This window comes from Pararhizobium sp. A13 (assembly GCF_040126305.1).
Taxonomy (GTDB): domain Bacteria; phylum Pseudomonadota; class Alphaproteobacteria; order Rhizobiales; family Rhizobiaceae; genus Pararhizobium.
Genome location: NZ_CP149510.1, coordinates 3,233,535 through 3,247,928, shown reverse-complemented (window position 1 = coordinate 3,247,928; position 14,394 = coordinate 3,233,535). Strand labels below are relative to the sequence as shown.

Sequence of the window (14,394 nt, the reverse complement as noted above, 5' to 3'; positions counted from 1 at the left end):
CTAAACAGGCCGTGCATCATGTTGATCGATGAACTCGAGAGCGTCGGGGACCGAGTGAAGTTCACCGGGGATAACGCGCAGTATTGCACGGAAGTCGTGAACGGTCTTCTTGAACTCATGGATGGGGCGCAAAGAATGGAAGGCGTCGTCATCGTTGGCGCGACCAACTTTCCTGAACGATCGATCGCGCTGTCCTTCGCGCAGGTCGGCTTGATCGACACGTGCGGATTCCGCTGCCGGACTACGAAGATCGAAAGGGCATCGCGACAACGATCTTCGAAACCCAACTCTCGATCGCGGACATCCAGCGCATCGCGTTCGCCACCGATGGCTATTCAGGTGCGGACCTCAGCAAGCTTTCACGCGATGCTCGGCGTAGGGCACGGCGGGAATCCAGATCGGTCACGATCGACGATGTGATGGATAGCCTGCCGCCTGCTTTTCCGATCAGCGGTCAATGCCGCCGGGTGATCTCCGTCCATGAAGCCGCCCATGCGGTCGTCGGCGTCGAACTGAACGTCGGCGAGTTGCAGAGTATTTCCGTCGCCAAGGAATTTCGCGGCGAGGGCCAAAAGCCGGCTGGCGGCACGTACTTCCAGCGCGATCTCAACATGGTCAGAGACCGGCACTTCTATCTAAACCAAATCGCCATGACCCTCGCCGGGCTCGCTGCGGAGGAGGTTTTTTTCGACGTGGCGTCGGACGGCGCGGGTGCCGGGGAGGGGTCAGACCTCCAAAGGGCGGCCGATCTTGCGACCGTGGTTGAGAGAAAACTCGGGATCGGCTGGGGGCTTGCCTATTTCGACGTGTCGACTTCGGAGGAATTGGAGACGCTTCGTCGGACAAATGCGGTCATCAACGGTCGCGTGGAGCGACTCCTTGCGAAGGAACTCGACCGTGCAAGGGAAATCATCGAGAGAAGGCGGATCCTCGTCGAACGCATTGCCGATGCGGTTTCGGAAAAGGGCTTTCTCGAAGGTCGCGATGTGCTGGCCATGATCGCGACACACGACGCCAAGCCGAAGTCGAGGAGGGCGTGAGATGGAGATCGACTGGAAGCTGCTGGTCAAAGAGATCAAGACATCGCCAGCGGCCGATCGCGACGTCCGGCTGGTGGATGTCTTCCACGAAGCTGCGGGTCGGCCGCTTACGTTGCGTGAGGCACTAGCTGGAAGGCCGAGACTGGTCACCATCGAAGCCGACGCCATCGTGTGCATCCTGGCGCTGCCAGATCTGATTGAGATCGTTGGTGGCAAGGGGCCGACGATAGGGGAAATGATGGACAACATGGCTGCTCGGCGGCCGGTGAGGAAAACGGACACGACAGGGAGGACTGAATGAACGGGGGTGGCTATCCCATTTGTGATGCGCGCGTGTTCTTCGGCAGCCAGCCGTCTTTGCGTGAATGGCAGAAGAAGAACAGTGTCGGAGCTTGGTGCCTGAACGGTAAGGTCATGCACTGGATGGTTGTTGCTCGATATTTCGATGAGGAACAGCCGTCGATGCCGCAGTTGTACGGCATCCTCGAGGGCCACATCGATCGATTTAACGATTGGGCAGAGGAGCGCAGACTTGGATGTGTCGAGTATCCGCCGCGGCACAGGTTCGATCGGCGCGCCAGAGATCTGGCCTCTTGGATTGAAGAGCGATCAGCCGAGACGGGACAACTCGACATGCAAAAGGCGCGTGCACTACTGTCGCGCGAACGGTGAGGTTGGCTGCCGCATCCTTCCTTTTTTCAGGAATAGGCTTGAACCGAGTGATTGGAGCGGGATCACCAATTGCCAGGATCAGCAGTATGATCGAGGTTGGCGAATTCGGCTGCCTGCTCTCGATCCAGGTCGAGATCGATCGTCTGTCCTTGGTCGTCGCTGACCGAATAGTGGAGGGGCGCTGGACCCTTGGTAAGCGCCTGGTACATGAGAAGAGCGGCCTCTTCGACGGTGTCAGCCTCGATTTTCTGGGTGGTGGTGACCGCGAACTTGTGCATCGGCGAATGCTCCTAAATCGCTCAGCAAGACTTTGCTATAATTGCATATTCGACCCGTGTTCCGAAAGTGGCTTGGGTGCAATGAGCCTCAAATCGCAACTCATCGCAAGCTGCCATCGATTGGAATTTGGTGATGGCCCGGCAGCCGCAGCTTACCCCAAGGCGAATGGCCACTACCAGCCTGCCAATTATCGACTTGCACCTGGAGGTTCCCGGCCTTGTAGTAGGTCGATCGCGTACATACCTCAAGATGGTCGGAACACCATACTGAGATGAGTACATGGATAAAGCTTCAATCCTGAGATCAATCGTTGCTGTCCGCGCGTCCATCCCCGATGATGCGTTCACCGCCCGAACCCTTGGCACAACGCGGGAGGGCAGCGGCGTCGTGATCCGCGGCGACGGGCTGGTGCTCACGATCGGCTACTTGATAACCGAGGCGGAAGAGGTCTGGCTCACAACGTCCGACGGCCGAGTAGTGCCCGGACACGCCCTCGCTTACGATCAAGAGAGCGGCTTCGGCCTCATCCAGGCGCTCGGGCCCCTGGACTGCCCTGCATTGGTTTTCGGTGACACGTCTAAGGCGGCAATTGGCGATCCGGTCCTCTTTGCCGACGGTCTCGGACAAACGACGGAGGCAAAGATCGTGGCCAAGCAGGAGTTTGCGGGCTACTGGGAATACCTGCTCGACGAAGCGCTCTTCACCGCGCCCGCGCATCCATCGTGGGGCGGTGCCGCACTTGTCGACCGGGATGGCAAGCTCTTGGGAATTGGTTCCCTAAAGCTAGAGATGAGCCGCAGCGGAACCCGCTCTGGTATCAACATGGTCGTCCCCATCAACTTGCTTAAGCCCATCCTCGATGATCTGCTTACGCGGGGGAAAGTGGACAAGCCCGCGCGCCCATGGCTTGGAGCGATCACCGCAGAGAGCAACGGAGACGTGGTGGTCGTCAGCGTTGCCCCTGATGGCCCGGCGGCGAAAGCCGGGCTCAAAGGCGGAGACGTGATCTCGGAAGTCCGCAACGAAGAGGTCGGCGGTCTGGCCGATTTCTATCGACAGGTCTGGAAGAGCGGACCACCTGGAGCAGAGATTCCCGTCCGGGTCCTTCGCGAAGGTCGTGAGACTTGGCTCAGGGTCAAGTCGGCCGATCGAGAGAGCTTCCTGAAACGACCGCAGCTTCAGTAAGGTGTAAAGACTCCAGTACCCGTCAGTGACATTCCCTAACGCACGAGCAGCCTATTCAATCCAAAATATGGTTCGACCGGTCCGCTTTTTGGACTATTCCAAGCTTTTCGTCACAACTGGTTGAAACACGATTCGACCAACGCTCCGAATTTCCATTACAGGAATGGTTTCCCACTCCTGGCGCGGAGCCTAGCCCTTTGTTCAGTGACTGAAGCGTCTGATCGGGAACGCCCCGATCCGCAGCCGCACATCGAAGGCGGACTTGGCCATCCCCCAAATGTATCTGGACTATTTCAATTTTTGCGCGAAGATTGCCGAGACCTCGATCCGGGGATTTAACAAATGCGCGCACTGTTTCCGCTCTTATCGTTATTGTTTTTGATCGGCTCCGCAGCTCTTGCCAAGGACCTTCACGAAGAATTCGCAGAAGATCGCTTGGACAAAGCGCGTTGGTGCTCCTGCCAGCTGAACGAGCAGTTGCTCGACTTTCCAAGAAAGGACGATCAGTCCGGAGATCATTTGGCTCGGATAACCGTTGATCGGACGGTCCTCGGGAAGAAGGCGTGCGACACTTCGTGCGCAGCACCTGAGCTCGAACCCATGCTTCTGAGCGAAGGGGATCGACTTGGGCCAAGCTTCATCATCGAGGCCCCCGCTGCAATGATGGTCGAAGGCGGCGTCGTCAAGATGAAGAACCCATACTGCCCTGTTGAGGACCCTAAAGATGAAGAGTGCATACAGCGACAGGAACTTCGCGTCACCAAACCTTACCAGCAGCCGTTTCGACAGGCGGTTGAGTACACGATCAGGTTTCGAATGATGCCGGAAACCGGTGGGAACAAGAGAGATCCTATCCGTTGGGTTACCGCGCAATGGAAGCAGGAACCCGCGAAGCAGGTGTTCAACTCCGACATCCACAAAGATGAGTCGTTAAAAGCCGTTGCCGCGGGTGAAAAATGGCAGGCAAGTCCTTTCTTGGCACAACGCTTCGATGGTGGGGTCTTTCACCTGACAGTCCAGGCCGGCGACTGCCGATGCATCGTCGCGTCAGCGGACGGCAAAAAATACGACTGGAAAAATGAAGAGGCACCGCCGGATTGCCGGTTCACCTTCCCGCTCTCGCTGGAAGACCGTGAATGCAAAAGCTCGTTGATCCTGGAGTTCACAGGTGAGAAGCCGAGACTGGAATCGCCGACGGGTTTCTGGACGGAGATGAAGTATCGGATCAAGGGCGGACAGGGATCGCAGGGAGGAAGGATAGAGGTCTGGCAGGACGGCAAGCCCATTGTGAAAGTGACCGGTCCAATTGGATACGGCGATGTCACCGACGATCCGCCGCAACAGAAATTCAAGTTCGGCCACTACCGCGATGTCATGAATACCACTGACATGATCGATATCGATCGAGTTGACGTGGTTGCCAAGTGAGGGCGCGCGAAATCCAGGGCCACTGCATGCTTCCTGAGGCGGAGAAGCAGGATCGAGATCGCCTTTAACCGCATCACGTGAGGTACGTTTTCGGCCGCGGCATCGAGGTGTCCCTTCAGCGAAGATGGGATGGTGCCGGTCGCCCAGCTATCCTCAGCCTTCCCGACCTGATCCAAGAAGGAGTCGGCATAGAACTGTCTTGCGTACCGGCTATCGGGGAAGAGGGCATAAGACGCACATCGCCACGGCGATCGGCGTTCAGGCCATCGAGTATCACCGCCGAAAGGTCCACTTCTTCTCCACGATCGAATTGGTCAATGCGCTTGAGCAGGAGAAGGCTAAGGGCAAAGCGGGCCAGATCGCTGAGGCCTTGGTCCGGCTCGACCTGTTGATTCTTGATGAGCTGGGATACCTGCCGTTCAGCGCATCCGGCGGTGCGCTGCTATTCCACCTGCTCAGCAAACTCTACGAGCGGACCAGCGTGGTCATCAGCACCAATCTCAGCTTCAGCGAATGGGCCAGTGTCTTTGGCGACGCCAAGATGACGACCGCTCTCCTCGATCGCCTGGGGACGCCAGTGTGCCGTTTGTTTTCGATACTCACGCCATCATATACAGCGATAACGCCCCGGGACTGGAACGTGCTCTGCATGCTGAATTTGAGCCCGTGCGAGTGAATGCCCAGAATTACCGGAAGGAGTTCTTCAAAGCGACGCTGGACGAGGTGGAAGGCGCGGTAAAGCGCTTGGCTCCGGATGCCCCGTTCTTCAGGGATGTCGAGGCGCAGGATTATCGCGAAACACTGGCGAAGCGGCGGTCTGCCCTCCTTGCTCAGGAGATGGCACCTGAGACTTTGCTGCCAGAAGCGATCTGAGAAGAGTGGTGGTGGACGTTCTTGACAAATGCAACGGTCCCGCATTTGTCGTCACTTGATGTCGGCGTCCGGCGGCACTTGCGGTGTCTGATGCGTGAACCTGACAGGATGCCATCGACCTTGCTCCAACCGTGATCGAACAAAGTGAGCATAGGAAACGGCATCCTTCGGCCGCTTCCTCCGGTGGCGCTTCATGTTGCAATACCGGCAGGCAGCGACGATGTTCTCCTCGATATCGCGCCCTCCGTCACATCGAGCCTTTAAATGCTCTGCAGTGCAGCGGAAGTGCCGGACTGCCCGAGAAGATAGTGCATAGCGTGCTTTGAAAACCGCTGGGTCGCTTTCCCACATGGGAAAGTTGCAATAGTAACATTGCCACCCTTGGTTCTCGGCTGCCATGCGTCTGAGGTTTCTAATTCGGCTGTTTGATTTCACGAGTCCACGTCCTTTGCTTCATTGCTGAAGCGGACGTGCAACGGACCAAAGGGCCGCCCCTCAGTTGGGAGGATATTCCTCGCACAAGACGACGCCTATATACGTCACTCCGCAGTCTTTGAACGGTACGAGCGCCTAGATTGTGCGCCACGCTGACGGGCGGCCCGAAGCCAACCCCAAGCAGACAAACCGTCTTGCCTCCGCTACATCTGAAGCTAGCAAGACTGGTCTGATTGTCAACTATGGCAGGTACTGTTACCGGCCTATGAAACGCCACATCTGGCCCGCACTCCCTCTGCGACAACGTGTTACCACCGAACGATGATAAATGCGATCAGACAGGACGTTTTTGCGGCGCGACAATCAGGATGAGACCACTCATCCAGATCGCCGCGCTATAGTTTTGGCCGTTCGTTATAGTATTTGCGAAATTCGCGGGTTTTGAACGTCATCTCACCGACCGGATGGATGCCATCGGCTTGCTGTAAAACTTCAAGGAGTTACCGTCATTTACCGGGGCAGCGACCATCGCGAGATGCTGGTGTGTTAAACGTTCGCATTGCCCTGGGCGACCTCTCAGTGCGCCTCAACAATGTCGTCCGGCTTCCACGACTGGTCGAAGAATTCCTTCTTGGGACCGTAGAACCGCAGGAGAGTAAACCAACCCTTCTCCGGTACGGTCTTGATCCAGTTCTTCTCCTTGCCTGCAGGCACAGTCGGACCGAAATACACGTCGATGGAACCATCGGCATTGGCTTTGGGACCGGTGTATTGGCTTACGCTGGGAAATGGTTCCCCGTTGCGAAGCTCGGACCGGCTCTGGGAATCGTAGACAACGACCGACCAGAAATTCACGATCGGAATGTTCGCAGGTAGATGGAGGCGATAGGTCTTGTCGCCGTCCAGATAGTTCCCCTGGCTGTCACGCATCGTCCACAGGTACTGCGAGCCCTGTCCGACAACCTTGTCCACCATAGCGGGCGACATACCGACGGCGATATAGGCGAACGCTGCGCGGCGGTCCGTGTTGACATAACCTTGCGCATCCCAGCTCGCGCTGCCGCCGATGAACGCCCACTCCCATTTCCGGTCGGGGTAAGTAAGCCGAGCCGGATCGGTGGAGGCGAAACTGTTGGTACGCGCCAATGCTGCCCCCAGTCGCGCGGCCTCGGCAAGTGTAGCCTTCTTGTTCGCGTCGGGGGTAAAGGGCTTGCCCTTCTCGATGCCAATAGAGGCGAGTTGGAAACGCTCAGCGGTGTTGATGATGTCGGAGGGCTCGCGCTCGATCAGTACCGCCAGATCGTTGAAATACTGAAAGTCTTCCGCCATGAGGGTATCGATCTCATTACCCGACCCGTTCACAAAGGCCATTTGTGGTGGCTTGCCTGCCTGCGAGAGCGGATAGATGCGGGTTTTCTTCATCAAGGCGACAGCAGGACCCGGCTTGCCATCCACTAGGAACCCGCGCATTCCGAGAACCACACCAAACGTTTTTGCCTTACCGACGAGATAGCCATCCGGAACAGGCCCATCATAGCCGGGTGGCAGTAGCAAGAACTTGCCACCCAAGCCTTTGTCGGTGCCGGTTGGGCCGATACCGGCAATCTGTTCCTGCCAGAGATCACTAAAACCGCCGAGCATCTTTGGCGGAACTTCCACGACTACCGGTCCGTCGCGTTTGAGGTCGATTGCCGCAAGCCCGTATACCGTTTCCGTATTGCCGGTCAGCAGTAAGGTTTTGGCATCCATGAGCGTTTCCCAGATGACCAACTGGTTGGGCACCTTGTCACCCGCTGCCGCCGTTCCTTTCCAGGTCCGATACCAGGAGACCGCAGGCATCTGAGCCAGGTAGGCTTCCGTCGCGCGGCTTATCAGTAGAACATCCCTGAGTTTTTGTGCCGCAACGTCATCGGGGTAGCCGTTCTTGAATTCGAAATTGCCGAAACGCGTCTTCACTGTTTCCGTGCCGATCCAACCATGTGGATCGGCTGTTTGTGCCTGGACGTTTGAGGCGATTGCGACGCCAAGCATCGCCGATAGCAGGAGCATTTTCATAGCAGCCTCCCTCAGTTCACCTTTTCGATATCACCTAGCATCCATGTCTTGTCGAACACCTGCTTCTCCGGTCCGTAGAACCGGAACAGCACCTCGAACTTGCCGCTCGGGTCTGTCGGCACCCAGTTCGCTTCCTTGCCGTCTGGAGCTGTGGGGCCGAAAAACACGTCCACCGATCCGTCCGCGTTCTTCGCCAGGCCGGGGCTGAGCGAGGACCGACTAAGCGTTTTCTGGCCGCGAATGAGCGTGTGGGTGGCTCGGTCATAAGCCGTGGCCGACCAATACTGTTTGACAGGCGCATGCGCGGGGATGGTGAGGCGATAGGTGCTGGAGCCCTCGAATGGTCGACCGGCCTTGTCCTTGATCGTCATCAAATAGAACTGGCCGATGCCCGAATGCTTGGTACTGAAAAACGCCATCGTATAGGTGACGCCGCGCCCGTCGACAGCGTAGCTGTCAGGGTCCGCATACTGGCTCTGAAGACCCTTGATCGCATCGGGCGCTATTGGGAAAACCCACTTACGTCCTTCGTAATAGGGCGCGAAGGTGGTTTCATATTGCAAATCCAGCCATGCATGTGCCTCTCCAGCCGCCTCCCTCAAGATGGCTTGCGTCACCGCGTCGGGTTCGAACGGTCTGCCCCTTTCAATGCCGAGCGACCTTAACTGGTCGATCATCGCCTTATCTCGGACGAGCCAGGGTTCGCTCTGCACGAAGCGGTTAAGCGATTGAAAAAAGCGCAGATCGTATGGAATTGCGGAATCGTAGACTGTGCCGAGGGCATCGAGGAAGACCGTTTCGGGGGGATTGGCAGCCTGGTTAAACGGGTAGAGCCTGATGCGCTTGCCATAGGCTACGGCAGCCTCGACATCGGCTTTGTTGCCGGTCTTTGGAATGGACCGTAGCAGCGCGTAGCCTTGATAATTCGCAGAGGGTAGCGGGATGTAACCATCTGGCACAGCCATCTTGTTGTCCGGTGGAAGGATCAGATACTTTCCGCCCGCGCCCTTATCAACGCCAGCAGGCCCGACATCTTCGAGGGCGGCTTGCCACGGGTCCATGATGCTGCCGTTGATGACACCATCGCCTTCTGGTGGAATCTCGATCACCACAGGCCCGTCCTTGGTGTTGAAGAAAGCCATCAGGTAGATGACGTCGGGATTGGGCGTCAGTGTCTGGTTTTGCCAGTCGAACAGCCTTGACCAGTAGACAATCTGATTGGGCTTGCCGCCAAGGTTCAGCATTTGCTGGTACATGAGGTCATAGTTGACCGCAGGCATTCCCCAGATGACCGCCTCGAAGGCGCGGCGCTCGATAACGCGGGCATTGAGGTCACTGGCGGAGAGGTCCTTCGCCGACGCGCATCCCATCGAAGATACAAGGGCTAGTAGGATCAACATAATTCGAGCCATGGTGCACACCCTGTCTTTCTACAATGAAAGCCTCCAGCTGCTCCCGACGGATAGGAACGAGAAACTCCGCTATCTGTGTGGCGGCAGATAAGGGTCTGGCGTTCCCTCACGGATCGGCGGATATTTTGCCAGCGTTTTTTCAAAGTCCACCATGACTTTGATTGCGGGACCCGCAGCCCATGTATTGCGTAGGCCCGTCGCCGGATATTCCTCGTTCGGGTCTGTGATCAGATCAAAAGCCTTGGGCTGACCCAATTTTGTCGGCGGGCTCCACCAGTCCCTCTGTTCGTCATAGAAGACGATCTTCCAATTGCGCCACTTCACGCCCTCAAGGCGGTCGGCGACGTAGATCGGAAACCCTTCGCGATTTGATCGTTCCGATTTACCGAGAAGAAAATCGCTCTGGTCGACGCCGTCGATTGCGCGGTCTTCTGGCATTTTGGCACCGCCAAGCTTTGCGAACGTCGTAAAAGTATCTACCTCATGCACGATTTCGTTGCTGGTGCGGCCCGTTGGAATGTTGCCCGGCCATCTGATGATGAAGGGTACCCTGAGTGAACCTTCCATATGAGTGAAATAGTACCCCCGCCAGGGGCCTGAAGACCCCTGCCACGGCCACGTTGCCTCTGGACCATTGTCGCTCGTAAACACGACGATTGTGTTCGAGCGAACCTTCAAGTCGTCGATGGCGTCGAGGATTTCGCCGACATGGGCGTCCATTTCCGCCAGCGCATCCGGAAAATCTCCATAACCTGAGCGCCCTGAAAACTTGGGATTGGGAAGCGTCGGGAAATGGACAAGCGTGAACGGAACGTAAGCGTAGAACGGCTTGTTGGTCTCGACGCTTCGTTTCATAAAATCGATGGTGCGCCGTGTAATTTCGGCATCGATCAGCCGACGCTGTTTGAGGTCGTAGACCGTGAGATCCCTGGATTGCTCGCCCTTCCGACCTTCCATGACGTGTTCGAAAGGAAGTCCGAGCGCCGTTGCCTGAGGTTCGTCCGGCCAGAGAGCCTCATCAGTCGTTCGAGGAATTCCATACCACTCGTCGAATCCTTGATCGTTAGGAAGGCGACCCTGCTCACTGCCGAGATGCCATTTGCCGAATGCGGCGGTCGCATAGCCCGTCTCGGAAAGCGTTTCGGCTATCGTCACCTCCCATCGCGTCAGTCCCTCGACGCCGCCGCCGATGGGGACCGAATGGGTACCTGATCGTATCGAGAAACGTCCGGTGAGTATCGCTGAACGGCTGGGCGAGCATTGAGCCTCGACGTTGTAGTTCGTCAGCCGTGTTCCTTCGTCGGCAAGCTGATCGATGCGTGGAGTGGCCGCGCCTCGCGTTATGCCACCGCCATAAGCCCCCACTTCGCCATAACCCAGATTGTCCATCAGAATGAAAACGATGTTCGGCTTTGGCGCGGGTACCGCAGGGACTGCGGGAATAGGCGTCGTAACGCCAGCCAGAATTGTCAGGCTGCATAGCATGCTAAACCGTCTCATTCGGTCCTCCCGTGGCAACTGTTCGGGACGCTGGTTTCTAAGAATCGTCCCGAAACCTTCGATGCTGACGTCACGGGGCTTGTCGGGGCAACCCCAGCTACGACAGGTCCTGCCCAAAGAAGGCGGTGCGGATCAGCGTCGTCGACTTCCGCTGGAACAAGGCCATTATAGCCTCCTGCGAATTGTTCTCCTACTTCTGAGCCGCCGCTGAGAAGGCCAGCGTCAGCCAAAGATTCCATCCTTCGGCACGGTTCTTTGCGCCAAACTCATAGTAGCCCTTCAGATTGATATAGCCATCGGTGGTGTCGCCGGCATTGAACTTGTAGCCGACCTGCGGACCGACGCCGAAGACACGCGACTTGAAGTCTCCCAGTGTCGCCCCGTCGCCGCTGTCACCTGTCAACTGCTGGAAAGCGTAGCCGACTAGGCCGACATGGACGTGTTCGTTCAGAAATTGCGATGCCGCCCAGTCGATATGGCCGTCAATGCCGTTCTTGTAATCGGTGTCCGGGTTTTCGAAATTGTAGGTCAGGCCACCCACGATTGAGAATTCGCGTCCGGTCGCCGGGTTGAGGTAGGTGTAGCCTGTTCCCGCGTCGACCGCGCCATGGCCGAGGCCGAGATTGGCGAGGCGATCCGGGTCATAGGAGCCGACTGGAAGCAGCCCCATGAGGTAGGTCATATAGTTGTTGGTGCCGTCATTCCATTTGACGGTGAACTGCGGGAGAACATCGCCGAAAGCGGTTAGCGACTCGCTGCGGCTCCCGGAGATCGTACCGCCGCCCGGGCCGGTCAATGTTGCGTCAACTGACGCATTGTTGCGCCCCGCGATTGCAAGCACGCTCAACGATGCCTGACCACCGAGAAAGGGTTGATCGAAGGTGTAGGTTGGCCCGAAGGCAAATAGGTCACCACGGCCGTCGATGCCGACATCGATATCGCCGCCGCGCGGAAACCGGACATCTGCCCCGGCGCTCGCTGAGGGGTGAATGTAGAGCGTAGCAAACGACCAGCCGGGCTCTCCCGGCACGGCCGCGAAACTGCCGTAAGTTCCAGGCAACCAGACGCTGATGCCGCTCTCGTCGGCCAAAGCGGACGATGACGCTGCCAGTGCCCCCGAAAACCCAACAACCAAGATTCCGACTTGGTAATAGCGTTTAGAAGACAAGCCATTGAGGTCTACCATCCCAATCCTCCACGAATCCGTTCGGTACCACCATCCGCTGATCATACATGTTTGCCGCTCTGGATCGAAAGGCGTTCTTTCGGCGTTCCTTGCCCTCAGGTCGGCGGTAGACCTGAGCAAGCTCACGCCCGAAACGAAAATAGGTGTATGATGAAGAAGAATGTCGTGCCTGGACCGGTAACACGACTGTCCCAACTTCCTTTGCCGCCGTTGTTCGCCTGCGAATTTCCACTCGTGTTTTACTGTTACGTACTTCCCCGACATTCATTTGCTGCCATTATGCGATTACTTACATTTACCGCACCGCGCGTGGTGACGTCCTCGAAACGTTTAGTCTGCCGGGAACACCGTTCCCTATGAAGTTAACGGAGGAAACGCTCATGACAGATAACTCTGGCGATACTCAGGTTCCGGAATATCCCGACGGCCCCAATCTCAGTCGGCGCAGCATCCTGGTCGCCACAACGGCGTTGGCCGCGACGGCGCTGTCCCCGCTGGTCACAGGCTCCGTGTCCGCGCAGCAAACTTCTGCTCCCGCAACGAGCGGGACGAAGAAGCCAAACATCCTGATGATCATGGGAGATGATATCGGCTGGTTTAACCCAAGCATCTACCATCGCGGGATGATGGGTTACCGGACGCCCAATATTGACCGTATCGGCAACGAGGGTGCTATGTTCACCGACTGGTACGGCGAGCAGAGCTGCACGGCCGGACGCGCTGCATTCATTACCGGGCAGTCACCGATCCGGACAGGCCTTACAAAAGTCGGGCTCCCCGGTGCTGACATCGGGCTTCGGTCTGAAGACCCGACCGTCGCGGAGTTCCTCAAGGCACTTGGCTACGCGACGGGTCAGTTTGGCAAGAACCATCTCGGAGACAAGGACGAGTTCCTGCCGACCAACCATGGCTTCGATGAGTTCTTTGGAAACCTCTACCATCTCAATGCCGAAGAGGAACCGGAAAACCCAGACTACCCGAAGAGCCCGGAATTCGGGAAGCGCTTTGGCCCGCGCGGGGTCATCAAGGCATCGGCCGACGGGAAAGTGGAAGATACGGGGCCGCTGACCAAGAAGCGCATGGAGACTGTTGATGAGGAGTTCCTCGCGGCGGCCCTCAACTTCATCGACCGCAAGCAGAACGCGGACACCCCCTGGTTCTGCTATTTCAACTCAAGCCGCATGCACGTCAACACGCATCTCAAGCCGGAGTCCGATGGCAAAACCGGGTTGGGCATCTATCCAGACGGCATGGTCGAGCACGATGGCCATGTTGGGCAGCTCTTGAAGAAGCTCGATGATCTTGGCATCACTGACAACACCATCGTCGTCTACACCAGCGATAATGGCGCAGAAGTCATGACATGGCCGGACGGGGGCAACACACCTTTCCGTGGAGAGAAAGCGACCAATTGGGAGGGAGGCTTTCGGGTTCCGACTTGCATTCGCTGGCCGGGTGTCATCAAGCCTGGGACCGTCCACAACGAGGCGTTCGCGCACTACGACCTCATTCCAACCTTCTGCGCAGCGGCTGGTGAACCGGACATCGTCGCGAAATGCCTGGCGGGCTACACCGCTGGTCCGAAAACGTTCAAGGTCCATCTCGACGGCTACAACCTGATGCCGTTCCTCTCCGGCAGCGCGAACGAGACTCCCAGGCGCGATTTCCTTTACTGGAACGACGACGGCGAACTGGTTGCCGTGCGTGTGGAGAATTGGAAGGTTGTCTTCAAATCGCAGGATCACGAGGGCGTTGGCGTATGGCGGCAACCCTTTACTGAGTTGCGAGCACCTCTTCTCTTCAACTTGAGGTCGGACCCTTTCGAACGTGGCGACACATCCATGGAATATGAAAAGTGGTTTTTCGACCGGGCCTTCGTCGTCGTTCCGTCGCAGGCGGTCGTTGCCAAATGGCTGGAGAGTTTTCAGGAATTTCCTATCCGGCAAAAGCCTGCGAGCTTCAATCTCGACGCGGTCATGGAAAAACTGTCTGCTCAGAGGAACTGATCTCGCAACAACCGCCTTCAGTTGCGGCTATAGTGGCTCCCAACGGGAGCCACTTCCTCTGGAATGCCCCGTCAGTCGATGTCGGAGGTTGGGCATGAGACGAGCATTGATTGTTAACGGGTTCGTAACCGCATTTGGTACCGCTCCCGTCGGAGCCAATCTAACGACGCGAACCCGGCTGCTGAGGCCGGGTTTTCGACGGTTTGCTGCTGGAAGGGCAAAAAATCGGCGAAAAAACCTTCAAAACCCATCTAGACGGCTACAATATCTTGCCGTTCTCCAAGTCCGAAACCACTGACACTCCGTCAGTCCGGCTGATGCGC

The 14,394-nt window shown here is 57.3% G+C and carries 12 protein-coding genes and 1 pseudogene; 8 read left to right on the top strand and 5 right to left on the bottom strand.

The window, feature by feature from the left end:
* The first annotated feature begins 221 nt into the window (after positions 1-221).
* Genes WI754_RS16050 through WI754_RS16040 form a run of 3 tightly spaced genes read left to right on the top strand, consistent with a single transcriptional unit; the run spans position 222 to position 1,712 of the window.
* Entirely contained in the window at positions 222-1,040 is an 819-nt protein-coding gene (locus WI754_RS16050; RefSeq protein ID WP_349434486.1) for a hypothetical protein, read from the top strand.
* 1 nt (position 1,041) lies between these two features.
* Complete coding sequence (locus WI754_RS16045; RefSeq protein ID WP_349434485.1) at positions 1,042-1,341, top strand: hypothetical protein; 300 nt, start codon at positions 1,042-1,044, stop codon at positions 1,339-1,341.
* Positions 1,338-1,712: a hypothetical protein gene (locus WI754_RS16040; RefSeq protein ID WP_349434484.1), complete on the top strand. Its 375-nt coding sequence runs from the start codon at positions 1,338-1,340 to the stop codon at positions 1,710-1,712. The genes WI754_RS16045 and WI754_RS16040 overlap by 4 nt, the downstream gene beginning before the upstream one ends.
* Before the next feature lie 62 nt (positions 1,713-1,774).
* On the opposite strand, the gene WI754_RS16035 is transcribed toward WI754_RS16040, so the two are convergent.
* A complete protein-coding gene (locus tag WI754_RS16035; RefSeq protein WP_349434483.1) occupies positions 1,775-1,990 on the bottom strand; it encodes a hypothetical protein in 216 nt (71 codons plus the stop codon).
* Between the two features lie 280 nt (positions 1,991-2,270).
* On the opposite strand from WI754_RS16035, the gene WI754_RS16030 reads away from it, so the two are divergent.
* The 4 genes and pseudogenes from WI754_RS16030 (at position 2,271) to WI754_RS16015 (ending at position 5,477) form a co-directional block, all read left to right on the top strand.
* Complete coding sequence (locus WI754_RS16030; protein WP_349434482.1) at positions 2,271-3,176, top strand: S1C family serine protease; 906 nt, start codon at positions 2,271-2,273, stop codon at positions 3,174-3,176.
* A 342-nt stretch (positions 3,177-3,518) separates the two neighbouring features.
* Positions 3,519-4,604, top strand: a complete 1,086-nt coding sequence (locus tag WI754_RS16025) for a heparin lyase I family protein (protein ID WP_349434481.1) — start codon at positions 3,519-3,521, stop codon at positions 4,602-4,604.
* A 217-nt stretch (positions 4,605-4,821) separates the two neighbouring features.
* A pseudogene (locus tag WI754_RS16020) lies at positions 4,822-5,172 on the top strand (ATP-binding protein); the annotation flags it as partial.
* Positions 5,118-5,477 carry a GIY-YIG nuclease family protein gene (locus WI754_RS16015; RefSeq protein ID WP_349434480.1) on the top strand — a complete coding sequence of 120 codons (360 nt, stop codon included), beginning with the start codon at positions 5,118-5,120 and terminating at the stop codon, positions 5,475-5,477. The pseudogene WI754_RS16020 and the gene WI754_RS16015, both read left to right, overlap by 55 nt.
* A 1,011-nt stretch (positions 5,478-6,488) precedes the next feature.
* On the opposite strand, the gene WI754_RS16010 is transcribed toward WI754_RS16015, so the two are convergent.
* The 4 genes from WI754_RS16010 to WI754_RS15995 all read right to left on the bottom strand — a co-directional run bounded on the left by WI754_RS16010 (position 6,489) and on the right by WI754_RS15995 (position 12,065).
* Complete coding sequence (locus WI754_RS16010) at positions 6,489-7,967, bottom strand: DUF1254 domain-containing protein (protein WP_349434479.1); 1,479 nt, start codon at positions 7,965-7,967, stop codon at positions 6,489-6,491.
* 11 nt (positions 7,968-7,978) lie between these two features.
* Positions 7,979-9,379 carry a DUF1254 domain-containing protein gene (locus WI754_RS16005; RefSeq protein ID WP_349434478.1) on the bottom strand — a complete coding sequence of 467 codons (1,401 nt, stop codon included), beginning with the start codon at positions 9,377-9,379 and terminating at the stop codon, positions 7,979-7,981.
* Between the two features lie 69 nt (positions 9,380-9,448).
* Complete coding sequence (locus tag WI754_RS16000; protein ID WP_349434477.1) at positions 9,449-10,879, bottom strand: arylsulfatase; 1,431 nt, start codon at positions 10,877-10,879, stop codon at positions 9,449-9,451.
* 190 nt (positions 10,880-11,069) lie between these two features.
* Positions 11,070-12,065 carry a transporter gene (locus WI754_RS15995; RefSeq protein WP_349434476.1) on the bottom strand — a complete coding sequence of 332 codons (996 nt, stop codon included), beginning with the start codon at positions 12,063-12,065 and terminating at the stop codon, positions 11,070-11,072.
* 380 nt (positions 12,066-12,445) lie between these two features.
* Here WI754_RS15995 and WI754_RS15990 point away from each other — a divergent pair, with 380 nt between their 5' ends.
* Complete coding sequence (locus WI754_RS15990; protein WP_349437832.1) at positions 12,446-14,071, top strand: arylsulfatase; 1,626 nt, start codon at positions 12,446-12,448, stop codon at positions 14,069-14,071.
* Positions 14,072-14,394 lie beyond the last annotated feature (323 nt).